At 42.1% G+C, this 22,209-nt stretch carries 21 protein-coding genes; 10 read left to right on the top strand and 11 right to left on the bottom strand.

The features are described from left to right. The first annotated feature begins 8 nt into the window (after positions 1-8). Positions 9-1,208 carry a chromate efflux transporter gene (gene chrA, locus R2Q85_RS11800; protein WP_316811988.1) on the top strand — a complete coding sequence of 400 codons (1,200 nt, stop codon included), beginning with the start codon at positions 9-11 and terminating at the stop codon, positions 1,206-1,208. A gap of 4 nt (positions 1,209-1,212) precedes the next feature. Here the strand turns inward: chrA and dnaB are convergent, their stop codons facing one another. After that, positions 1,213-2,781: a replicative DNA helicase gene (gene dnaB, locus R2Q85_RS11795; RefSeq protein ID WP_316811987.1), complete on the bottom strand. Its 1,569-nt coding sequence runs from the start codon at positions 2,779-2,781 to the stop codon at positions 1,213-1,215. Positions 2,782-2,943: 162 nt separating this feature from the next. Here dnaB and rlmB point away from each other — a divergent pair, with 162 nt between their 5' ends. Further along, the gene (gene rlmB, locus R2Q85_RS11790; RefSeq protein WP_316811986.1) at positions 2,944-3,717 is read left to right on the top strand and encodes a 23S rRNA (guanosine(2251)-2'-O)-methyltransferase RlmB; all 774 of its coding nucleotides are present in this window, start codon (positions 2,944-2,946) and stop codon (positions 3,715-3,717) included. A gap of 56 nt (positions 3,718-3,773) precedes the next feature. On the opposite strand, the gene R2Q85_RS11785 is transcribed toward rlmB, so the two are convergent. After that, on the bottom strand, positions 3,774-4,865 hold the full coding sequence (locus R2Q85_RS11785) for a mannose-1-phosphate guanylyltransferase (protein WP_316811985.1): 1,092 nt from the start codon (positions 4,863-4,865) through the stop codon (positions 3,774-3,776). A 15-nt stretch (positions 4,866-4,880) separates the two neighbouring features. Further along, positions 4,881-5,846 carry a KpsF/GutQ family sugar-phosphate isomerase gene (locus R2Q85_RS11780; RefSeq protein ID WP_316811984.1) on the bottom strand — a complete coding sequence of 322 codons (966 nt, stop codon included), beginning with the start codon at positions 5,844-5,846 and terminating at the stop codon, positions 4,881-4,883. 89 nt (positions 5,847-5,935) lie between these two features. On the opposite strand from R2Q85_RS11780, the gene recQ reads away from it, so the two are divergent. Together recQ and kdsA are read left to right on the top strand one after the other, a co-directional pair. Further along, the gene (gene recQ, locus R2Q85_RS11775; protein ID WP_316811983.1) at positions 5,936-8,125 is read left to right on the top strand and encodes a DNA helicase RecQ; all 2,190 of its coding nucleotides are present in this window, start codon (positions 5,936-5,938) and stop codon (positions 8,123-8,125) included. 16 nt (positions 8,126-8,141) lie between these two features. Next, on the top strand, positions 8,142-8,957 hold the full coding sequence (gene kdsA / locus R2Q85_RS11770; RefSeq protein ID WP_316811982.1) for a 3-deoxy-8-phosphooctulonate synthase: 816 nt from the start codon (positions 8,142-8,144) through the stop codon (positions 8,955-8,957). 5 nt (positions 8,958-8,962) lie between these two features. Here kdsA and R2Q85_RS11765 read toward each other — a convergent pair whose 3' ends face one another. Next, positions 8,963-10,858, bottom strand: a complete 1,896-nt coding sequence (locus tag R2Q85_RS11765) for an OmpA family protein (RefSeq protein WP_316811981.1) — start codon at positions 10,856-10,858, stop codon at positions 8,963-8,965. Between the two features lie 56 nt (positions 10,859-10,914). Continuing rightward, the gene (locus tag R2Q85_RS11760; protein ID WP_316811980.1) at positions 10,915-11,538 is read right to left on the bottom strand and encodes a 7-carboxy-7-deazaguanine synthase QueE; all 624 of its coding nucleotides are present in this window, start codon (positions 11,536-11,538) and stop codon (positions 10,915-10,917) included. Positions 11,539-11,615: 77 nt separating this feature from the next. On the opposite strand from R2Q85_RS11760, the gene R2Q85_RS11755 reads away from it, so the two are divergent. After that, on the top strand, positions 11,616-11,957 hold the full coding sequence (locus R2Q85_RS11755; protein WP_316811979.1) for a Rieske (2Fe-2S) protein: 342 nt from the start codon (positions 11,616-11,618) through the stop codon (positions 11,955-11,957). A 4-nt stretch (positions 11,958-11,961) separates the two neighbouring features. On the opposite strand, the gene R2Q85_RS11750 is transcribed toward R2Q85_RS11755, so the two are convergent. The 4 genes from R2Q85_RS11750 to R2Q85_RS11735 all read right to left on the bottom strand — a co-directional run bounded on the left by R2Q85_RS11750 (position 11,962) and on the right by R2Q85_RS11735 (position 16,770). After that, on the bottom strand, positions 11,962-12,843 hold the full coding sequence (locus tag R2Q85_RS11750) for a bifunctional 5,10-methylenetetrahydrofolate dehydrogenase/5,10-methenyltetrahydrofolate cyclohydrolase (protein WP_316811978.1): 882 nt from the start codon (positions 12,841-12,843) through the stop codon (positions 11,962-11,964). Between the two features lie 56 nt (positions 12,844-12,899). Beyond that, positions 12,900-14,687 (bottom strand): translation elongation factor 4, encoded by a 1,788-nt coding sequence (gene lepA / locus R2Q85_RS11745; RefSeq protein ID WP_316811977.1) that lies wholly within the window; start codon positions 14,685-14,687, stop codon positions 12,900-12,902. Positions 14,688-14,797: 110 nt separating this feature from the next. After that, the gene (locus R2Q85_RS11740) at positions 14,798-15,604 is read right to left on the bottom strand and encodes a nitrilase family protein (protein ID WP_410478881.1); all 807 of its coding nucleotides are present in this window, start codon (positions 15,602-15,604) and stop codon (positions 14,798-14,800) included. A 20-nt stretch (positions 15,605-15,624) separates the two neighbouring features. Further along, complete coding sequence (locus tag R2Q85_RS11735; protein ID WP_316811976.1) at positions 15,625-16,770, bottom strand: methionine aminotransferase; 1,146 nt, start codon at positions 16,768-16,770, stop codon at positions 15,625-15,627. Between the two features lie 68 nt (positions 16,771-16,838). Here R2Q85_RS11735 and R2Q85_RS11730 point away from each other — a divergent pair, with 68 nt between their 5' ends. Next, positions 16,839-17,609, top strand: a complete 771-nt coding sequence (locus R2Q85_RS11730) for a queuosine precursor transporter (RefSeq protein ID WP_316811975.1) — start codon at positions 16,839-16,841, stop codon at positions 17,607-17,609. 7 nt (positions 17,610-17,616) lie between these two features. Here the strand turns inward: R2Q85_RS11730 and R2Q85_RS11725 are convergent, their stop codons facing one another. Continuing rightward, positions 17,617-17,994 (bottom strand): GreA/GreB family elongation factor, encoded by a 378-nt coding sequence (locus R2Q85_RS11725; RefSeq protein ID WP_316811974.1) that lies wholly within the window; start codon positions 17,992-17,994, stop codon positions 17,617-17,619. Positions 17,995-18,399: 405 nt separating this feature from the next. Further along, positions 18,400-18,792, bottom strand: coding sequence for a response regulator (locus R2Q85_RS11720; RefSeq protein ID WP_316811973.1), 393 nt, complete (start codon positions 18,790-18,792; stop codon positions 18,400-18,402). A 193-nt stretch (positions 18,793-18,985) separates the two neighbouring features. Here R2Q85_RS11720 and R2Q85_RS11715 point away from each other — a divergent pair, with 193 nt between their 5' ends. Genes R2Q85_RS11715 through R2Q85_RS11700 form a run of 4 tightly spaced genes read left to right on the top strand, consistent with a single transcriptional unit; the run spans position 18,986 to position 22,188 of the window. Further along, positions 18,986-19,165: a histone H1 gene (locus tag R2Q85_RS11715; protein ID WP_316811972.1), complete on the top strand. Its 180-nt coding sequence runs from the start codon at positions 18,986-18,988 to the stop codon at positions 19,163-19,165. 57 nt (positions 19,166-19,222) lie between these two features. Next, positions 19,223-20,218, top strand: a complete 996-nt coding sequence (gene mgrA, locus R2Q85_RS11710; RefSeq protein WP_316811971.1) for an L-glyceraldehyde 3-phosphate reductase — start codon at positions 19,223-19,225, stop codon at positions 20,216-20,218. 45 nt (positions 20,219-20,263) lie between these two features. Continuing rightward, positions 20,264-20,911 (top strand): YceH family protein, encoded by a 648-nt coding sequence (locus R2Q85_RS11705; protein ID WP_316811970.1) that lies wholly within the window; start codon positions 20,264-20,266, stop codon positions 20,909-20,911. Positions 20,912-20,931: 20 nt separating this feature from the next. After that, the gene (locus tag R2Q85_RS11700) at positions 20,932-22,188 is read left to right on the top strand and encodes a YeiH family protein (RefSeq protein WP_316811969.1); all 1,257 of its coding nucleotides are present in this window, start codon (positions 20,932-20,934) and stop codon (positions 22,186-22,188) included. Positions 22,189-22,209 lie beyond the last annotated feature (21 nt).

The raw sequence follows: 22,209 nt of genomic DNA, 5'->3' as shown, positions 1-22,209 counted from the left end.
CAGGCAAGGTGGGCAAAAGAAAACTGTTGTTTCTCAGGAATGTAGTTCTTTTTACCTTCACTGCTTTTGGAGGTGCACAGGCACACCTGGCGCTTTTGCTCAAATATTTTGTGAAGAACACCCGGTTCGTTACTGAAGAGGAACTGCTGGAACTGAACGCTCTTGCGCAGGTATTGCCGGGGCCGGCATCTACGCAAACACTTGTGGGTGTGGCTTATAAGGTTGGCGGATTAAAGCTTTCCCTCCTTACTTTTTTGATCTGGATATTGCCATCAGCAGCGATCATGACTTTTGCGGCCATCAGCTTTGCAAAGCTGGACCAAAAGGGAAAATTTACAGAAATATTAGAATACATACAGCCGATTGCGCTGGGCATCGTTGCTTACGGTGCTATTAACCTGGCTAAAAGGGTACTGGTTTCTCAACTTACGATATTCCTGGCGATATCTGCTGCTATTGTAACCCTGGTTTTGCGTAATGCTTACGTGTTTCCTATGGCCATTTTGATGGGAGGGATGGTGTCGTCAGCTATAGGAACACCGGCAGAGGAAAGTACCATCAGGTTAAACCTGTTCTCCAATATAAATCCTAAAAAGCTAAGTTATTTTTTTGGGGTATTGCTGTTTTTGGCGCTGTTGGGGGCAATCATCAACAGGACTTCACCTTTTAGTTTGCCCATCAGACTGTTTGAGAATTTTTACCGGAACGGCATTGTAATTTTTGGTGGCGGACAGGTGCTGGTGCCCTTGATGTTCACGGAGTTTGTACAGATGAAGCAATATTTGAGTGCTTCCGGCTTTTTATCTGGCTTTGCTTTGCAGCAGGCTTTGCCCGGGCCTACGTTTTCTTTTACCAGTTACCTGGGTGCATTGAGTATGCGCAACTTTGGCTTTGGGCTAACCGGGCAAATTTTAGGCGGACTAGTAGGGGTGCTGGGCATAAATCTGCCTGGTTTGATCCTGGTGCTGTTTATTGTCCCATTTTGGGAAGACCTGAAAAAAATTACCCGCATCAGGTATTCTTTAACCGGTATCAATGCCGTAAGTGTGGGCTTTATCATTGCAGCCTTTGTGCTGTTGCTGATACCTGTTGCCCTGAACGGGCTTGCCATAGCGATTATGGTGATTACTTTTTTAATTTTGAATTATACGAAAATCAGCACCCCTTTTATTGTGCTCGCCGGAATTTTACTCGGTTACTTTTTGTAGCTGTTTAAAAAGGGGCATCATCGTGCATATCATCCATACGGGAAGGCTTAATAATGACATTACCTGAAGGCCTGTCAAAATCCTGCGATGGGGCCATTCCTGCACTTGGACTATCCATAGAAAAAGATGTAGGTGCGGCAAAGCTTTCTTCCAGATCTGCAAATTTTACGTACTTACCGATAAAGCGAAGTGGTACGATACCGGTTTCCCCATTACGGTGCTTCGCGATGATGACTTCACCCACACCAGCCTGAGAACGGCCCTGTTCATCTTCAGTGATGCCGTAATATTCCGGCCTGTACAGGAACAATACCATATCTGCATCCTGCTCAATAGAGCCCGATTCCCGCAAATCCGATAGCATTGGCCGTTTTCCATTTACTCCCGGCCTGCTTTCTACTGCACGACTCAGCTGGGACAGGGCAAGTACAGGCACATTTAGCTCTTTAGCTACCGATTTAAGGGCCCTCGAAATGCTACCGATTTCCTGCTCACGGTTACCACCACCACTTTGCCCTTCTCCTTTACCATGCATCAGCTGCAAATAATCGATGATGATCAGCTGTATGTCGTACTGGGCCTTCAGTCTCCTGCATTTGGCCCTGAATTCAAAGATATTTAAGGCCGGGGTATCGTCTATGAGGAGAGGGGCTTCGGTAAGCCCGCCTATCTTACTATGTAGCTGCTGCCATTCCCATTCCTGTAAGTTTCCTTTTCTGATCTTTTCCTGTTCTATTTCAGCTTCTCCTGAAATTAAACGATTAACCAGCTGTACAGATGACATCTCCAGAGAGAATACGACTGCCGGACGTTTAAACTGAACGGCTGCATTTCTGGCACAGGTCAATACAAAAGCTGTTTTCCCCATTGCCGGACGTGCTGCGATAATGACCAGATCGGATGCTTGCCAGCCACCTGTAATGCGGTCCAGGTCAGTAAAGCCTGAAGGTACACCGGTTAAGCCGTCGCTTTTGCCACGAAGTTCTTCTAATGTGGCCAGGGATTGTTTTACAATCTCGTCCATTTTTTGCGTATCCCTGCGCAGGTTGTTCTGGGCGATATCAAACAGGTTCTTTTCCGCGTGATCTAAGAGGTCGAAAATATCAGTGGTGTCTTCATAGGCGTTCTGAATGATCTCAGAAGAGATCCTGATCAGTTCACGCTGTATGTATTTCTGGGAAACGATCCTGGCGTGAAATTCAATATTGGCTGCAGAAGCGACCCTATTGGTCAGATTGGTAATATAGTATGCTCCGCCGATCATTTCCAGCAAGCCTAAAGTGCGCAGTTCAGCAGTAACGGTTAAGATATCAACCGGTTTGGATTTCTGGAAAAGTCCCTGTATGGCTTCGAAAATCTTTTTATGTGCCTCATGGTAAAACATGTCAGGCTTAAGAATGTCAATAACAGTAGATAAGGCATCTTTTTCAAGCATCAGTGCGCCTAAAATAGCTTCTTCAAGATCAATCGCCTGGGGAGGTATTCTTCCCATCGTGTTCATGGTATTGCTCAGCCTGTTTTTCCTTGCACTGAAATTTGCCCTATCTTGTCCTTGGGATTGATCGTTACTCATAGTACAAAAATAGGCAAAATATAAGTCGTCTCTGCATTTCTTTATACACATTTCCACCATCACCAATACTAGGATACCAATATCGCTTTGCTGAATTTTAGCTTTTTGCTAACAAAACTATGTGGAAAAGAATGCCTATTTTTGCCGCTCAATTTTATAGAAATGGAAAATTCCAGAAGACCCGCCCGAGCTAAAGAAAATAATGAGTTTATATTTGGTATACGTGCTGTTATAGAGGCAATTAAAGCCGGAAAAGAAATAGAGAGCATTTATATACAACGTGGTTTAACGGCTGGCATAATTATGGAACTAAAAGCATTGCTGAAGGAGGTGGATGCGCCGGTACATAATGTTCCGGTAGAAAAACTCAACCGGATGACCATGAAAAATCATCAGGGAGTTATTGCTGTGATTTCTGCCATTACCTTTCAAAAAATTGAAGACATCATTCCTGCAATTTATGAAAAAGGGGAAACACCTTTGGTGTTGATCCTGGATGGAATTACAGATGTAAGGAATATGGGCGCAATTGCCCGCACAGCGGCCTGTGCCGGGGTGCATGCCCTTGTTGTACCTAGTAAAAATTCGGCACAGATTAACGCTGATGCCATTAAAACTTCGGCAGGGGCCCTGTTCAGTATTCCGGTTTGCCGGCACCCGAATTTACATAAAACAGCTTTATTTTTACAGGAATGCGGTTTGCAGATTGTGGCCTGCACAGAAAAGACCAATGACCTGATCTATGCACCGGATTATACGGCTCCGACAGCTATTGTAATGGGGGCCGAAGATGAAGGCATCTCCAATGAGATCATGCGGATGGCGAACCATCTGGCTAAAATTCCAATGATCGGGGAGATCAGTTCATTGAATGTATCGGTATCGGCAGGGGTCATCCTTTATGAGGCCATCAGGCAAAGGCAATTTTCGGTTTAAAAAGCACAAAAAAAACCGGACACATAAGTTGTCCGGATTTTTTTGTGCTGGCCGGTTTAAATGAACTTTGTTCCGAACCTGGCTTTTACGTCTGCTACTACCTGTTTAATGCTTTGTTCTTCTGATCTTGGGCAAATGAGCAGGGTATTGTTTGATTCTACCACAATGTAATCGTGCAGTCCCTGTAAAATGACCAGTTTATCTTTAGGTACATTTACCATGCAATTTGAAGAATTGAACATCATGACCTGTTCTGCAGGGATCACTGCGTTTCCTACATAATCATGTTCTGCAATGTCGTAAATAGAAGCCCAGGTACCCAGGTCAGACCAGCCGAAATCGGCAGGCAATACGTAAACATTATCTGCTTTTTCCATGATTCCGAAGTCAATGGAGATATTGGTGCACTGCTGGTAAGCGTCACTGATAAACGCTTTCTCACTTTCAGAATTGTATATAGTGTTGCCTTGCAAAAAGATTTCATGCATTTCGGGCAGGTGTTTTGAAAAAGCTTTGTTTATGGCGCTGGCAGACCAGATGAAGATACCGGCATTCCATAAAAAATCTCCGCTTTGTATAAAGGATTTGGCCAGTTCAAGGTTTGGCTTTTCCGTAAAGATTTTTACTTTATGGATCTGATCATCTGTTTTTAAGGTGTTTTCAACATATTGGATATAACCGTATCCGGTATCAGGGCGGCTGGGTTTTATGCCAAGAGTAATCAGACAATCATTTTCTGAGGCTGCTTTTAAAGACTGTTCAATCGCTTCAATAAAGGCATCCTGATTGGTTATGGCATGATCTGAAGGAGCGACTACGATAGTCGCGTCAGGATTCAGGCTTGCAATTTTCATGGATCCATAAGAGATGCATGGTGCAGTATTGCGCATGATCGGTTCGGCCAGGATCTGGTTTTCATCTAAATCAGGTAATTGCGTTTTAATGATATCAGTATAGATCTCGTTGGTAACTATAAATATGTTTTCTGCAGGGCAGATCTTTAAAAATCTATCGTAAGTGCTTTGGATCAATGTTTTTCCTACGCCAAAAAAGTCGATAAACTGTTTGGGATGTTCGGTTCTGCTTACAGGCCAAAAGCGGCTGCCAACTCCACCTGCCATGATCAATGCGTAATTGTTCTTATTCATGCTAAATTGGAAAGATTAAATGATGCCTTCCTGAAGAAGGTCGTGCAAATGTACGATACCAAAATAACTTCCGGCATCGGTAACTAATAATTGGGTAATATTGTTCTCTTTGATGATTTCAAGTGCATTCAGGGCTAAAAGATCTTTTTCTATCTTTTTAGGGTTCGGATTCATTAAGTCGCTTGCTTTAATATTGGTTAAATCTGAATGTTTCTCCAGCATTCTTCTGATGTCTCCATCAGTGATGACCCCCAGGATCACATTCTGGTTAACAACAACAACAGCACCTAAACGGTTTTGACTAATTTCTACGATGACATCTTTTACTGATGCATCAGGGCTGATTTCTGGTTTTTGATTTTTTAAGGCAAGATCACCCGTTTTTAAATACAGTTTTTTTCCAAGTGCTCCTCCGGGATGGTACCTGGCAAAATCCTGTTCGTTAAAATCCCTGGCATGGAGTAAACAAATGGCCAGTGCATCACCCATGGCAAGTTGAGCTGTAGTGCTGGTGGTTGGGGCAAGGTTATGGGGGCAGGCCTCTTTTTCTACATAAGTATTTAAAACCAGGTCTGCCTGCATGGCGAGTTCTGAATTCAATTGCCCGATCATGCCGATCATGGTATTCCCCGATTGTTTCAGCAAGGGTGCCAGCACCTTAATTTCCGGGGTATTTCCGCTTTTTGAAATGCAGATGACGATGTCATTCTGCTGGATCATGCCCAGGTCGCCATGAACGGCATCTGCAGCATGCATAAAAATGGAAGGAGTGCCCGTTGAGTTAAAAGTGGCCACAATTTTTTGGGCAATTATGGCGCTTTTCCCGATTCCAGTGACAATTACCCGGCCTTTACTTTCGATAATCAGGTCAACTACCTTTACAAAATCATCATTTATATTATTAATCAGGCCCAATATGGCCTGGGCTTCCAGTTGTAAAGTGTTGACACCGGCCTCGATAATAGATTTTTTACTTTTCAAACAGAATTAATTAGTATATTGATGCTTTGAATTAGTGCAAAATTATGTTATTTTGAAGTAAAAATAGCACTGAATATTTTATAGACGAAATGGATGTGAAAAAGTCGTTGTTTGACAACTTACAAACCTTTTTTGGTTTTGATAATTTTAAAGGTGATCAGGAGTCAATAATCACCAATGTTCTTGAAAAGAAGAACACTTTTGTTATTATGCCTACAGGTGGGGGGAAATCCATATGTTACCAATTACCAGCATTGATCAATGAGGGTACTGCAATTGTGATATCCCCGCTGATTGCCCTGATGAAAAATCAGGTGGATCAGTTGCGGGCTTTCGGTGGAAGTGATAGTATTGCACATTTTTTAAATTCCTCTTTAAACAAGACGGAAATTACCCAGGTAAAAAGTGATTTACTTAACGGACAGACCAAGTTATTGTATGTAGCCCCTGAGTCGCTTTCTAAACAGGACAATATTGATTTCCTGAAACTCATCAAGATATCTTTTGTAGCGGTAGATGAAGCCCACTGTATTTCGGAGTGGGGACATGATTTCAGGCCTGAATACCGAAAAATCAGGCAGGTGATCAATGGTTTAGGTGAGGGGATCCCTATCATTGCCTTAACCGCAACAGCAACACCTAAAGTACAGCAGGACATCATCAAAAACCTGGGCATGAGTGATGCAACTTTGTTTAAGTCTTCTTTTAACAGGCCAAACCTGTTTTATGAGATCAGGCCTAAACGGGATGTATTGAAGGAAATCATCCGTTACATCAAATACAATACCGGGAAATCAGGGATCATTTACTGTTTAAGCCGTAAAAAGGTCGAGGAAGTTGCAGAATCATTAAATCTGAATGGTATAAAGGCCCTGCCTTATCATGCCGGCTTAGAACCCAAGGTTAGGGCAGATACCCAGGATAAGTTCCTGATGGAGGACGTAGAAGTAATTGTAGCCACTATTGCTTTTGGTATGGGGATAGATAAACCTGATGTGCGTTTTGTGATCCATCATGATATCCCAAAAAGTATGGAGGGATATTACCAGGAAACCGGAAGAGCAGGCAGAGATGGTGGTGAAGGGGTTTGTATTGCTTTTTATGCGCAGAAAGATGTGGATAAGCTGGCAAAATTCATGAAGGACAAGCCTGTTTCTGAACGGGAAATAGGTACCCAGATCCTGAAAGAAGTGATTGATTATGCCGAATCCGGTGGTTGCCGCAGGAAGCAGATCCTGCATTATTTCGGGGAAAACTTTAATGAGACCGGTTGTAACTGCATGTGCGACAATTGTAAAAAGCCTAAAAAACTTTTTGATGCAGAGGAATCCCTGTCTGTACTCTTAAAGCTGATCCGGAAGATTGGGGAGAAGTTTGACGATGCCCACATTATTAATGTACTGATGGGGCTGGAAACAGCCCAGACCATTGCCTATGAACACAGTAAGCTCCCGGAATTTGGTCTGGGTGTTGTTGAGGGAGAAAACCACTGGAAATCATTGGTGAGGCAGGCGGTATTGAACAACTTCCTTTCCAAGGACATAGACAATTACGGCCTGCTGGGCCTGACCAATTCGGGCCGGGATTTTATTGAAAACCCGTATAGTCTTAAGTTTCTCTTAAATGAACCGATAGACAGTGCAGCGGATGATGACGAGGATGATGTAAAACATGGAACAGGAACCCTGGATACGCAACTGCTGCAGCTATTGAAAGACCTGCGCAAGAAGATTGCCAAACAGAAAAATGTTCCACCGTTTGTTGTTTTCCAGGATCCGTCTTTAGAAGAGATGTGTACGCATTATCCTATTGCCATGGATGAGCTGAAGCAGATTTCTGGTGTGGGTAACGGCAAGGCATTAAAATTTGGCGCGCCCTTTCTGGAACTGGTCAAGAAATATGTGGAAGATAATGATATTGAACGTCCTATAGATCTGATCATTAAAACCCAGGCCAATAAATCGCAGCTTAAAGTGTCTATCATTCAAAATATAGACAGAAAGATTGGATTGGAAGATATTGCAAAGGCTAAGGGCATAACTTACGATGACATTTTGAAGGAAATTGAGGCCATTGTAAACTCTGGTACCAAACTGAACCTGAATTATTTTGTGGATGAAGTTATCGATGAAGACCGTCAGGATGAAGTATTCGATTATTTTCAATCGGCCGAAAACGATTCTATTGATGCAGCACTTAAAGAGCTGGGCGAAACCGATTATTCACGTGAAGAAATACAACTGATGCGGATCAAGTTCATGTCCGAATTAGGTAATTAATAGCATAAAAACAATAATGATCAACTTTTCATTAGATAAATTAAAACATACAGACTCCGGTAATTTCTTTTTGATGGCAGGACCGTGTGCGATAGAAGGCGAAGATATTGCACTACGCATTGCAGAGCGCATCATCAACATCAGCGATAAACTGGAGATCCCATTTATTTTTAAAGGTTCTTACCGTAAAGCAAACCGTTCTAAAGGTGGTTCATTTACTGGAATCGGGGACGAAAAAGCGCTGAAGATACTGGAAAAAATAGGAAAAACCTTTAACGTGCCTACGGTTACTGATATTCACGAAAGTGCAGAAGCGGCTATGGCAGCTGCTTATGTGGATGTTTTGCAGATCCCTGCTTTTTTATGCAGACAAACTGATTTGCTCATTGCCGCTGCAAAAACGGGTAAGGTGGTAAATGTGAAAAAAGGACAGTTCTTATCTGCCGGCTCGATGAAATTTGCAGTGGAGAAAATTGTAGAATCGGGAAACCAGAAGGTCATACTTACTGACAGGGGAAATACTTTCGGTTACCAGGATCTGATTGTGGATTACCGGGGGCTGCCGGAAATGCAAAGCTTTGGTGTACCTGTGGTGATGGATTGTACGCACTCTTTACAGCAACCCAATCAAAGTTCAGGCGTTACCGGAGGTAAACCAGAATTGATAGAGACCATTGCTAAAGCAGCAATTGCAGTTGGTGCTGATGGTTTGTTTATCGAAACACATCCTGATCCTGCAAATGCAAAATCGGATGGCGCAAATATGCTGCAGCTGGATTTACTGGAACAATTGCTTGTTAAACTGATCAGAATAAGAAAAGCGGTTATTTAAGACCCTTAGATTTTGGTAATGATGAAAGAGGTTCGCCTGTTTTGTCTGCGCTGTGCATCGTTATCGTTGGCTGTTATAGGTTTCGTTTCTCCATATCCCTTAAAAGTTAACCTTCCCGGATCAATTTTTTCCCGGATCAGGTAATCATATACGGCTTTCGCCCGTAGTAAAGAGAGTTTTTCATTGAACTGGGCATTTCCGACATTGTCTGTATGCCCCTGAATCTCTATACAAAGGCTTGCGTTATTTTTGAGCAATTGCTGGAGCGTGTAAAGTTCTGTCATTGAGACTGGTAAAAGGACGTATTCGTTGGTATTAAAAAATATATTCTTCAGCACCATGTTTTTTCCAGTGCTCAGTTTTTCCAACGCCACCTGCACGATAAACGGATTGCTGATATAAGCACTATCCAGCTGATAATTCTCTGAATAGAACAGGTATCCATCTGCACTTACGTTAAAAGAATAGTTTCCACCAATGGGCATTACCGCCAGGAAATCGCCGGTTGCTGCAGAGGTATGATCACTGTAGGCTATTTTCTTTGTTTTTAAGTTAACCACTTCAACTTTGGCGTCCAGAAATGCTTTAGTCTCTTTATCCGTCACCAGCCCTTTTACATAAGTTATCGGAAGTGGCTTTTTAGGCTCCGGCATGTTAAACTGGTAAATGTCCATATCACCGTAGCCGCCTTTTAGCATGGAAGAGAAAAGTCCGTATTTGCCATCAGGTGTAACAATAAGGCCGGTTTCTTCGTTAAAAGTATTGATTGGATAACCCAGGTTTTCCGGAATTTTCCATTGACCTGTCTCGTTCATGCGGCTCATGAAGATGTCTTTATTGCCCATGCCAGGCCATCCATCGGATGAAAAGTATAAGGTTTTCCCGTCAGGATGCATAAAAGGAGTATGCTCGTCGTAAGGGGTATTGATCTCAGGTCCCAGGTTTTCGGGCTGCGACCAGTAACCGTCTGTTTTTAAAGTGGTTCTCCATATGTCATAGCCACCTAAACCTCCGGGCCGGTTGCTTACAAAATACAAAGTACTGCCATCAGGACTGATCGCAGGCTGTGACTCCCAGTAAGGAGTGTTTACCGGAGCGCCAAGATTAAATGGTTCAGACCAGTCTTTTCCATTTTTATGGCTTACGTAAATGTCGCAGCGTCCCAATCCGTCAGGCCGGTTACAGCCTGTGAAAAATAAGTAGCGTCCGTCCGGAGAAATGGATTGTGCACCTTCATTATATTTTTGGGTATTGATCTTTTCACTTAAAGGAAGGGGCAGGCTCCAGGATTTGTCTTTTTTTTCTGAAACAAAAAAATCTTCATTGCCATTGATGTTCCGGCTAAATATCAAACGTGTCCCATCAGCAGTTACAGATGGAAAATAATCGCGGTGTACAGAATTAATTTCAGCACCCATATTCAGGGGTTCATACTTTACAGGCTTTTTTAAAGCGCCAATGGCAAATTCACAATCCTTTACATATTTTTTAGCCCTGTTGAGGAAATCCGGATCATTGCCTTTATAATCCCTGATAAAAATGCTGAGGTTATTTAAGGCATTTGCATAATCACCCGTATACATTTGTACTTCTGCAAAGCCATAATAGATTCTTGGATCGGGATTTCCTGCCAATGCAATAGCTGCTGCATAATTTATTTTTGCAGGTTCATATAATTTTAATCTCCTGTTTACATCTGCGAGCTGGATATAAGCAAACTGAAAATTTGGATCAGCTTTCAGGGCTTCCTGCAGCAATGGGATTGCCTGCTCGTAATCGTTGGATCTGAGGTAATGCTGAGCTTTGTCAAAACTGACCTGAGCTTTTTTAACTGCAGAAGTCTGGGCAATGCTGCTTTGCAGGATAAAATATAAGAAAAAAAGAAGCGCAATTTTCTTCATCAATGCTACGGTAATTTAATAACAGATTAAATGTAGCTAAAAAATCAGAAGGGCAACTAAGGGATATTTAAAAACTTATGTGTCTGAAGCGATATTTCCCATTTGGGATTGGCCATCACGTAATCAATGATCAAAGGGGTAATTTCTTTAGATTTTGACCATTCGGGCTGTAAGTAGAGTTTGCAGCTGGCTGAAACGGTCTCCGCATATTTTTCTGCCCATTCAAAATCACTTTTGTTGAATACAATTACCTTCAGTTCATTGGCATAAGGGGTAATATCCGGGCGGGGGGCTTTAAATTTTTTAGGCGACAAACAGATCCAGTCCCAGTTGCCAGAAAGGGGATAGGCACCAGAAGTTTCAATGAAGGTTAATATCCCTTTTTCCCGAAGTTTTTCGGTCAGGTAATCCAGGTTATAGATCAAGGGCTCTCCGCCAGTGATCACCACTGCTTTGCCAGGGTAACTTTCTGCCTTGGCTACAATTTCGTCTGCCGGGGTTAAAGGATGGAGTTCTGCATCCCAGCTTTCTTTCACATCACACCAGTGGCATCCCACATCACAGCCACCTAAACGAATAAAGTAAGCTGCTTTTCCGGTATTAAATCCTTCGCCCTGTATGGTATAAAATTCTTCCATCAAAGGAAGTAATGTGCCGTCTTCTGGTATTTGATGTGCCATATAAAGGGGGCAAAGGTAAATAAATATCTGTTGAAAATCAGATTATATGTATCTTGAACCTGAGATATGACCAAGCTATGAATAAATTGAAATGGCATAAAATTGAAGGAGAATTACCAGCAGCGGATTTTGTGAAGCAGATCCTGGTAGAAGGAAAGAAGTTATGCCTGGTAAAGCACCAGCATGAATATTTTGTGGTACAGAATTATTGTCCGCATGCCGGGGGCGTGTTAAGTGGGGGCTGGTGTAAAAACGGGCAGCTGATTTGCCCGATCCACCGTTGGGAATATGATTTGCATACCGGGAGGGGCGCAGAAGGACAAGGCGATTACATCGATACTTATCCTGTTGAAATCAGGACCGATGGGCTATATGTAGGAATAAAGGAAGGCTGGCTCCGGCGGCTTTTTGGCAGCTGAACAGTTAACTGTAAATTTCTCCTTTTGCTGATGCCAATGTGTTTTTTAACAAACCTACAATGGTCATTAACCCTACACCACCCGGAACAGGAGTGATCCATGATGATTTTGGGGCAACATTTTCAAAATCTACATCACCATAAAGTTTATAGCCAGATTTAGTTTGCCCGGAAGTTTCCCTGTTGATGCCAACATCGATAATGATAGCACCTGGTTTCACCATATCAGCAGTTACAAAATTTTTCTTTCCAATGGCTGCAACAATGATATCGGCCTGAAGGGCAATCTCTTTTAAATTTGTGGTCCTGCTATGGGTAAGGGTCACTGTGCAATTACCAGGACTGGCATTGCGGGCCATCAGTATGCTCATCGGGCTACCTACAATATTGCTCCGGCCAACCACCACACAGTGTTTGCCCGCAGTATCAATCTGATAGGCCTGGAGCATCAATAAAATTCCATAAGGTGTTGCCGGGATAAAACAAGGCAGGTTGCGCATCATCCTTCCTAAATTTACAGGGTGAAAACCATCTACGTCCTTACGGTAATCGATTTTTTCAGTTACCTTTTCAGGATCAATGTGTTTAGGGAGGGGAAGCTGTACAATCAGTCCATCCACACCGGCATCCTTGTTAATTTCTTCAATTTTTTGCAATAACTCTGCCTCTGTTACTGAAACATCATACCTGATCAGCGAAGACTGGAAGCCAACCTTTTCACAGTTTTTCATTTTGCTGGCCACATAAGTCTCGCTACCGCCATCGTTACCTACTAAAATTGCGATCAAGTGAGGCTTTCTGCCACTCTTGGCTAAAAAATCTGCAGCTTCGGCTGCTATTTCCTGTTTAATCTTCTCTGATGCGAATTTTCCGTCTAGTAACTGCATGTATCAATGGTGTTGTTTTTGTTCAAAAATAAAAGCAATGTAAATATAGTAAGCAACTAATCCAGTTTTAATACGGCCATAAAGGCAGTTTGAGGAATTTCTACGTTTCCAACCTGGCGCATACGTTTCTTTCCTTGTTTCTGTTTTTCCAATAGCTTACGTTTACGCGAGATATCACCGCCATAACATTTGGCAGTAACGTCTTTACGTAAGGCACTCAGCGTTTCACGGGCAATAACTTTTGCACCGATAGAGGCCTGTATTTTAATCTCGAATTGCTGACGTGGAATTAATTCTCTCAGTTTCTCACAGATCTTCTTCCCAAAATCGTAAGCGTTGCTACGGTGGATCAATGAAGATAAAGCATCAACAGGTTCTTCATTTAACAACATATCCAATCTTACCAGATCTGATTTGCGGTAACCAATCTGGTGATAGTCAAATGAAGCATAGCCCTTGGAAATTGTCTTTAGCTTATCGTAAAAGTCGAATACAATTTCGCCCATAGGCATTTCAAAAACCAGTTCAACCCGGTCAGAGGTCAGGTAAGATTGATTGACGATAATTCCCCTTTTCTGAATACAAAGTGACATTACCGGCCCAACAAATTCGGCTTTGGTGATGATATTTGCTTTGATGTAGGGTTCCTCTACCGAATCCAGTTTACTTGGATCCGGCAGATCTGATGGGTTGTTCACGATCACTTCTTCGCCTTTGGTGGTGCGTGCGATATAGGAAACGTTGGGTACAGTGGTAATCACTGTCATGTCGAATTCGCGCTCCAGGCGTTCCTGGATAATTTCCATGTGCAGCATGCCCAGGAAACCGCAACGGAAACCAAAACCTAAAGCTGCGGAACTTTCCGGTTCAAAAACTATAGAAGCGTCATTTAGCTGCAGTTTGTGCATTGCCTCACGCAGTTCTTCAAACTCGTCCGTATCTACAGGGTAAATGCCGGCAAAAACCATGGGTTTTACTTCTTCAAAACCTTGTATAGAATCTAATGAAGGCCGGTCAACGGTGGTAATCGTATCGCCAACTTTAACTTCACGCGCTTCTTTTATGCCGGAAATGATATAGCCCACATCTCCGGTTTTAACAACAGTACGTGGCGATAGGTCCAGTTTCAGGATACCGACTTCATCGGCCAGGTATTGTTTACCTGTGTTAATGAACTTAACTTTATCTCCTTTTTTAATCTGGCCGTTCACTACTTTATAATAAGCAATAATTCCTCTGAACGGGTTAAAAACAGAGTCAAAGATCAATGCCTGTAATGGTGCTTCCGGGTCACCTACCGGAGCAGGGACACGGTCTACAATGGCCTGGATGATATCAGGAATACCCATGCCTGTTTTGCCTGATGCCGGGATAATTTCCTCACGCTTGCAACCAATTAAATCAATGATCTGGTCTTTTACTTCCTCAGGCATTGCTCCGGGCAAGTCCATTTTATTTAAGATGGGGATAATCTCCAGGTCATGCTCTAAAGCCAGGTATAAGTTTGAAATGGTCTGCGCCTGAATTCCCTGAGATGCGTCAACAATAAGCAGCGCACCTTCGCAGGCTGCAATAGAGCGGGAAACTTCGTAAGAAAAATCTACGTGTCCCGGCGTGTCAATCAGGTTGAAATTGTACTCAATTTCACCGACCTTATAATTCATTTGTATGGCATGGCTTTTTATCGTGATCCCACGTTCACGCTCTAAATCCATATTATCCAGCAACTGGGCCTGCGATTCACGCTGGCTGATGGTTTTAGTGTATTCCAATAAACGGTCAGCTAAAGTGCTTTTACCGTGGTCAATATGTGCAATTATGCAAAAATTACGTATGTGCTTCATCAGTGGCGCAAATATAAGATTTTGCCTTGATTATTTCAGGGTAATTTAATTGTGGCCCATGCTTTCGTTAAATGGAAACGCTCAGGTAGATAAATAGGGGTAATTTTAATTTAAATGATCTTAAAATGGTCCGCATCTTTTAAAAACGGAAAGTTTTGACGGGTTTTAACCAATTCTTCATAACCGATGCTGAAAGTATAAAGATCTTCATCCTCCGGCTTGTAGTAAACGGTTTTACCCATTGGGTCTATACACATCGAATGTCCGCTGTAATAAACCTCCTTGCCATCATGTCCGATACGGTTGGCTGCTATAACATAGCACTGGTTTTCAATTGCTCTGGCCGGTATCAATGCTTTCCAATGTGCAGATCTTTTATCAGGCCAGCTGGCAATCAGCAACAATATATCATATTCTTCATTTTGATTACGCAGCCAAACCGGGAAACGCAGATCGTAACAGATGGCCAGGCGTATTTTCCAGCCTTTCAGTTCAACAATTATCTTTTCAGCACCAGGACTATAGTTTTTATCTTCTTCACCCAGGCCAAACAAATGTCTTTTATCGTAATAGCTAAAATCACCGTTTGGCAGCATCCAGATCAAACGGTTGTAGTATTTGCCATGCTCTTTAATGATCAGGCTCCCTGCAACTACACATTCGTATTTCTCAGCAATCTGGATCATCCATTGCATGGTTTTTCCATTCATTTCTTCTGCCAGTGCTTCAGCATTCATGCTAAAACCAGTGTTAAACATTTCTGGCAAAACGATAAGGTCAGTTTTTTCTTTGACCCCAATCGACAAGCGTAAAGCAAGGTTCTGCAGATTTTTGTCAATGTTCTCCCAAAACAGGTAGGCCTGGAAAATAGTGACCTTCAGGTTATTTATATTTAAGTAGTTAGGACTTTCCATCATTGTAATTTATAGGGCTTAAATTATAACTTCATTAGTCTTTCAACGGCTTTTTCCAATGTTTCTTGTTTTTTAGCAAAACAAAATCGCAATACTTTGTGGTCTGTATTCCTGGTATAAAAGGCGGAAACGGGAATACTGGCTACCCCGTACTCCTTTACCAGTCTTATGGCCATATCTGTATCCTTCTCTTCGCTCATATGTTCATAACTAACGCATTGAAAATAAGAACCGTTACAAGGTAATAAATTAAAACTGGTTTCTTTCAGCAGCTGCCGGAAGAAATCGCGTTTCTGCTGAAAGAATGAAGCTAAACTCCTGTAAGTTTCCTCATCTTTCAGGTAATTTGCGATACCAACCTGCATGGGTGTATTGACGCTAAATACATTAAACTGGTGCACCTTTCTAAATTCTTTCATGAGACGTTCAGGGGCCAGGCAATAGCCCAGTTTCCAACCTGTTGTATGCAATAATTTGCCAAATGAAGCGGCAATAAAGCTTCTTTCTCTTAATTCGGGGTACAAAGCAATGCTCTGGTGTTTGTTGTTGTCAAAAATGATGTGCTCATATACTTCATCACTGAGGACTAGAATATCGGTATTTTTGGTGAGCTTGATCAGGGCTTTAATGTCCTTTTCTGATAAGATACATCCTGTTGGGTTTTGCGGACTGTTCAGGATGATCATTTTGGTATTGGCTGTAAACAGTTTTTTGACCATTTCCCAGTCAATCTCGTAGTTGGGAGGAACCAGCTCATAGGGCTTAACCAGGCCGCCCAGTAGCTTAACCGTTGGGGCATAACAATCATAGGCCGGCTCAAAAATGATCACCTCATCGCCCGAACTGATGCAGGAGCTCAGTGCAGTAAAGATGGCCTGTGTACCACCTGCCGTAATGGTCACTTCAGTATCCGGATGATAATTTGCGCCATAAAGCTTACTTACTTTCTCCGCAATCAATGCTCTCAATGCAGGTAATCCTGGCATCGGGGCGTATTGATTGTATCCTTTTTGCATAGCCTCGGTAACAAAATTCAGCAATTTCGGATCACAATCGTAATCGGGAAAGCCCTGGGAAAGATTAATGGCTTTATATTCTTCCGCTAATTTTGACATTACCGTAAAGATGGTAGTGCCGGTGTGTGGTAGTTTTGATTGTATAGCTATCATGTTACAACGAAAATAGAAATAATATTTTATCGGCTTATATCAGATTTATTTAATAATTTCAGCCTGCTATGACTTTTAAAACAAAAGAGAGCAAGTTATTGCTCGTTCTGGGAGCTTTTTTTGTGGCCAACGCCATACTTTCCGAATTTATTGGAGTGAAAATATTCACTGTTGAGGGCACACTTGGCATTAAACAATTTGACATTAGTTTACTGGGGGTGCCCAATTTATCCTTTAATATGTCGGCAGGTGTATTAACCTGGCCATTGATATTTATCATGACAGATATCATCAATGAATATTTTGGTGTCAGGCAGGTACGCTTTTTATCGGTGTTAACAGCAACTTTAATCTCCTATGCCTTTATTATTGTAGGAGCAGCGATGCACCTTACACCATCAGATTTCTGGATAAATCAAAACATCAATGGACAGATGGTAAATATGAATGCCGCATTTGCGGGTATTTTTGGACAGGGGATGTGGATTATTGTTGGTTCTGTGGTCGCCTTTTTAGTTGGACAGATCGCAGATGTACTGATCTTTCACCGCATAAAAAAAATTACCGGAGATAAAGCCTTATGGCTTCGGGCTACCGGCTCAACGGTAGTTTCACAGTTTATAGACAGTTTCGTAGTCATTTTTATTGCATTTTATTTAAATCCCCAGTATCACTGGAGCTGGCAAATGGTTGCTGCTATTGGCCTGGTTAATTATACCTACAAATTTGTTGTCGCCATTTTGATGACTCCAATTTTATACCTGGTCCATGGCATTATCGACGGCTACCTGGGTAAAGACCTGGCGCACCGTATGATTAAAATGGCCGGAAGGAGGTAGGAGTCGGCTATGGCCTGCTCACCTCCAGTATCTTAAATTCCTGGATGCCGTCGGGCATCTCCCAGTTGATGCTGTCGCCGGTTCTATACCCGAATAAAGCAACGCCAATTGGTGCAAAAACAGATACCTTCTGCACTTTTATATTCGCTTCCTCCGGCATCACCAGTTTAAACGTAAACTCTTTTCCGGTTTTTACATTTGCAATCCTTGCTTCTGATTTTAAGCAGACAACATCTGAAGGAAGCGTCTCGGCAGAATAGATGGTAGCAGCTTTAAGTTCCGCCTGTAGTTTTTCTTTGTTATAAGCACTCATGTTAGATTTTTCCAGATGCTCTTTTAAAAGTTTGAAATCGCTTTTTGATAACGACAGTGATTTTGTTTCCATGATTTTGATATGTTAATGTTGTATTTAGATGACGGGGCTAAAAATGCCAGCAGCACTGTACCGGTAGATACAGCGTTATGATGTTCTTTTTAAAAATTAGTATAGTATAATTTATCAGAAAATTTCTGAGCCCCTGAATCGAAGAAGAAAAAAGATTGATTCGGGGCTTAAATAATAAAGTCTTTACTGGTCGTTTGAAAGGTGAAGCCCAGTGGATAGTTTTCCCTGAAAAACTTTTTAAACAGGGCATAGGCCTGCAGCTGACTTTTATTGTAAGTCGCCATCAAAGCTCTATATATGCCTTTTTGTTCCATTACTGGCTAAGGTCGTCAGCTTTTTTTAAAAATCAAAGTAAATTCTGTTAATTGACACCGATAAGACTTACCCACACACTAATACTGCTGTTTAAGCCCGCAACTGTTGTTTAACATGATGAAGGAAATGGTTCAGGTCAAAGGGCTTGCTGATGAAATCATCGGCGCAGGCTTCTTCCAGTACAGATTTTTCAGCTGCATGGGCAGACATAATGATAATGGGAATGTGGCCTGTTCTTTTGTTTGTTTTTAACGCTCTGCATATATCTATGCCATTACCATCGGGCAACATGACATCCAGAATGATCAGATCTGGCTTATTGCCCTGAATTGCGAGATTAAATGCCGATGCGGTAGCAAAAGACTCGACGGTATAATCTTCTTCCCGCAGTACATATTCAACAATAAACCTAATGTCTTCATCATCTTCAACAATGTATATATATTTAGCCATTTGCGCGTCGTACTTCCAGATAATTCTCAACAGGACAATTGTAAAAACAACCCGTTTTTCCTTAAAAGGTTTTGTAAATCGAAAGTTTAGGTAGAAAAAATGCAATACAGGTCAAGTTCTGTTTGATTATTTCTAAAAAAATATATATTTGGCTTAAATTAGAAAATCAAAACACGGAAACTGTATATGCAGTTTCCACACCATTAAAAGAAAAAACAAAAACATGGAAAAATTTTCAAAAGTGAAAGAATTGTTGGCTTCAATTGAAGCAGATGCTGAGAAATTTTACAGTGCAGGTAACAATGCTGCAGGTACGAGAGTACGTAAAGCTATGCAGGATTTAAAAGTACTTGCTCAGGACATCCGTACCGAAGTAACTGAGAAAAAAAACAGCGGTAAATAATAGCCGGTCACCAATATCAGTAACCGGTCAGATGGTTACTGATATTTTTTTTGAAATATGTTATACACCCCTAATCCAGCCAGGTATACCCAGATGAACTATCGCCGATGCGGCAGAAGCGGACTAAAACTGCCTGCTATTTCGCTGGGTTTATGGCATAATTTCGGACATGTAGATCAATTGGAAAACTGCAGCAATATTTTAAAGCTTGCTTTTGATCATGGTATCACACATTTTGATCTCGCCAATAACTACGGGCCGCCCCCAGGCTCAGCAGAAGAAAATTTTGGACGTTTGCTTAAAAGGGATTTTTCTGCTTACAGGGATGAACTGATTATTTCTACCAAGGCCGGTTACACCATGTGGGATGGGCCTTATGGCGACTGGGGTTCAAAAAAATACCTGGTATCCAGCCTGGAGCAGAGTTTGAAGCGCATGGACCTTGACTATGTTGATATTTTTTACCATCACCGTCCGGATCCGGAAACACCGCTGGAAGAGAGCATGTCTGCCCTCGATCTCCTGGTTCGCCAGGGCAAGGCCTTATATGTAGGCATTTCCAATTATCAGCCAGCTGAGGCAGCGCAGGCTATCCGGATATTAAAAGATCTGGGAACACCCTGTCTGATCCACCAGCCTAAATACTCCATGTACGAACGTTGGATAGAGGACGGTTTGCTTGACCTTCTGGAAAAAGAAGGCGTAGGTTGCATTCCGTTTTCGCCACTTGCCCAGGGATTATTGACCGATAAATACCTGAAAGGAATTCCTGCAGATTCCAGGGCGGCGAAGCCGCATGGTTTTTTAAAGACGGAACAGGTTACCGCTGAAAAAATTATGCAACTGAACCGGTTGAATGCTATTGCAGAAAGCCGGGGACAAAAACTGGCGCAGATGGCTTTGTCCTGGATACTTAGAGATCAGCGCGTTACTTCTGTGTTGGTTGGTGCCAGTAAACCGGAACAGCTCGCCGACTCTTTAAAATGCCTGGACAATACCAGTTTCAGCGAAACTGAACTTCAACAGATTGAGCAGGCGCTTTCAGCCCCTTAATGTTTAATTTTATTTGCCCCATGTGATTTATTTCTATATTTAGGGATGGAAACCTCACAAATTTTACCAATCCTTGATGGTGTTGAACTTCGCGTTTTAGGCGTGCTCATGGAGAAATCCAAAACAACGCCAGAGTATTATCCTATGACGATCAATGCCTTAACGCTCGCTTGCAATCAAAAAACATCCAGAAAACCTGTAGTGCAGTACGATGAACAGACCGTAATACTTGCGCTGGATACCCTAAAAAGAAAAAGTCTGGTTTCTACTGCAACCGGTGGTTCCAGCAGGAGTGTTAAATACAAGCATAATTTTGCCATTGTATTTCCTGTATTGCCACAGGATGTTGCCATAATTTGCCTGTTGATGTTAAGGGGCCCTCAAACGCCTGGTGAATTAAATACCAATTCTGGCCGGATGTATGAATTTGAATCTCTTGATGAGGTGCAAGAGGTATTGGAAAGGCTTTCTGAACCTGAAATGTCCTACGTAATGCAATTGCCTAAACGTGCGGGGCAGAAGGAAGTGAGGTACGTCCACCTATTGGCCGGCACACCAGATCCAGAACAGTATGAAAGCCAGGAGAACTTTGCAAAGCCTGCAACTGAACTGGAAGAACGCTTAGCTAAAGTAGAAGAAGAACTGGCCGGGTTAAAAGAAGCCTTTAATAACCTCATGAAAGAGTTAATGTAATAACCAGCAATCAGATCAGCATGTCAGCAAACCAAAAATTAAACATACATGAAGACTGGGTAGTAGTCATACTCGGAGGATTAACTATTCTGTTAACTTTATCAGGGCTTTTATTGCCCGTGCCTGTATTTGGCTGGAAAAACTTCGGGGAACTCTCTGGTACGGTATGCTCAGCTTCAAATCTCAGCTTTATAGGCCTTCAGTTCCTGTTTGTGATTGTCATTGCCGCTGTTGGTGCATTTTTAACCGGAAAGCAGCTCAAGTCTGCGCTGCTTACATTTCCTGTTGTTTATATGTTAACCATTGCTGCGCTTGTTCTTGCCGGAAACAGCCAGGTAAAAGCATTGAATTTAGAAGCGGTGATTTTTAGCCTTGCTTTAGGATTGCTGATCAGCAATTGCTTTAACCTACCGGAATGGTTCAAAATGGCTTTGTCAACAGAATTATTTGTAAAAATCGGTTTGGTCTTACTAGGAACAACGGTGATTTTTTCTGATGTGCTGAAAGCTGGATCATTGGGTTTGATACAAGCCCTCGTTGTGGTCTTGTCTGTATGGTATTTTGCCTTCTGGTTATGTAAAAAGTTAAAAATAGATGAGGAGCTGACCATGATGATCTCCAGCGCGGTGTCTATCTGTGGTGTTTCTGCTGCCATCGCAACCTCAGGAGCCATAAAAGGAGATGCCAAGAAATTATCTTATGTCATATCCATGGTTTTGATCACAGCCATACCTATGATGATCTTTATGCCCTATATTGCGCAGTATTTTAATTTCCCGCAGGCGGTTACCGGTGCCTGGCTTGGGGGAAGTATTGATACCACTGGTGCAGTTGTTGCTTCAGGAAGCCTGGTAGGTGAGGAAGCCTTAAAGATCAGCACGATTGTTAAATTCTCTCAGAATGTACTACTGGGAATTGCTGCATTTGCCATTTCTGTATACTGGACCTATACCCGGCATCCGGCGGGGAAAGGTGCCCGTGCCAAACCTACGTTAAAAGTAATATGGGAGCGTTTTCCAAAATTTGTACTTGGATTTATCGCTGCTTCGGTTTTGTTTTCTTTTTTTATTTCAGCCGGAGTAAATGCCGAAGTGAAGGGAAGTTTAAAAAATTTACAAGGTCTTTGGTTTGCGCTGGCATTTACGAGTATAGGTTTAGAAACTAACTTTAAAGATCTTTTTGGCAAAAACAGCAAAAAACCCTTCTATGCTTTTCTGATTGCTCAGGGATTCAATATTGTGATTACACTGGTTATCGCTTATATTTTGTTCAACTGATCAGTATGATGTTATGCTTTG

This window comes from Pedobacter heparinus (genome assembly GCF_032678725.1).
GTDB classification, from domain to species: Bacteria; Bacteroidota; Bacteroidia; order Sphingobacteriales; family Sphingobacteriaceae; genus Pedobacter; species Pedobacter heparinus_A.
This window is presented reverse-complemented; position numbering and strand designations above follow the sequence as displayed.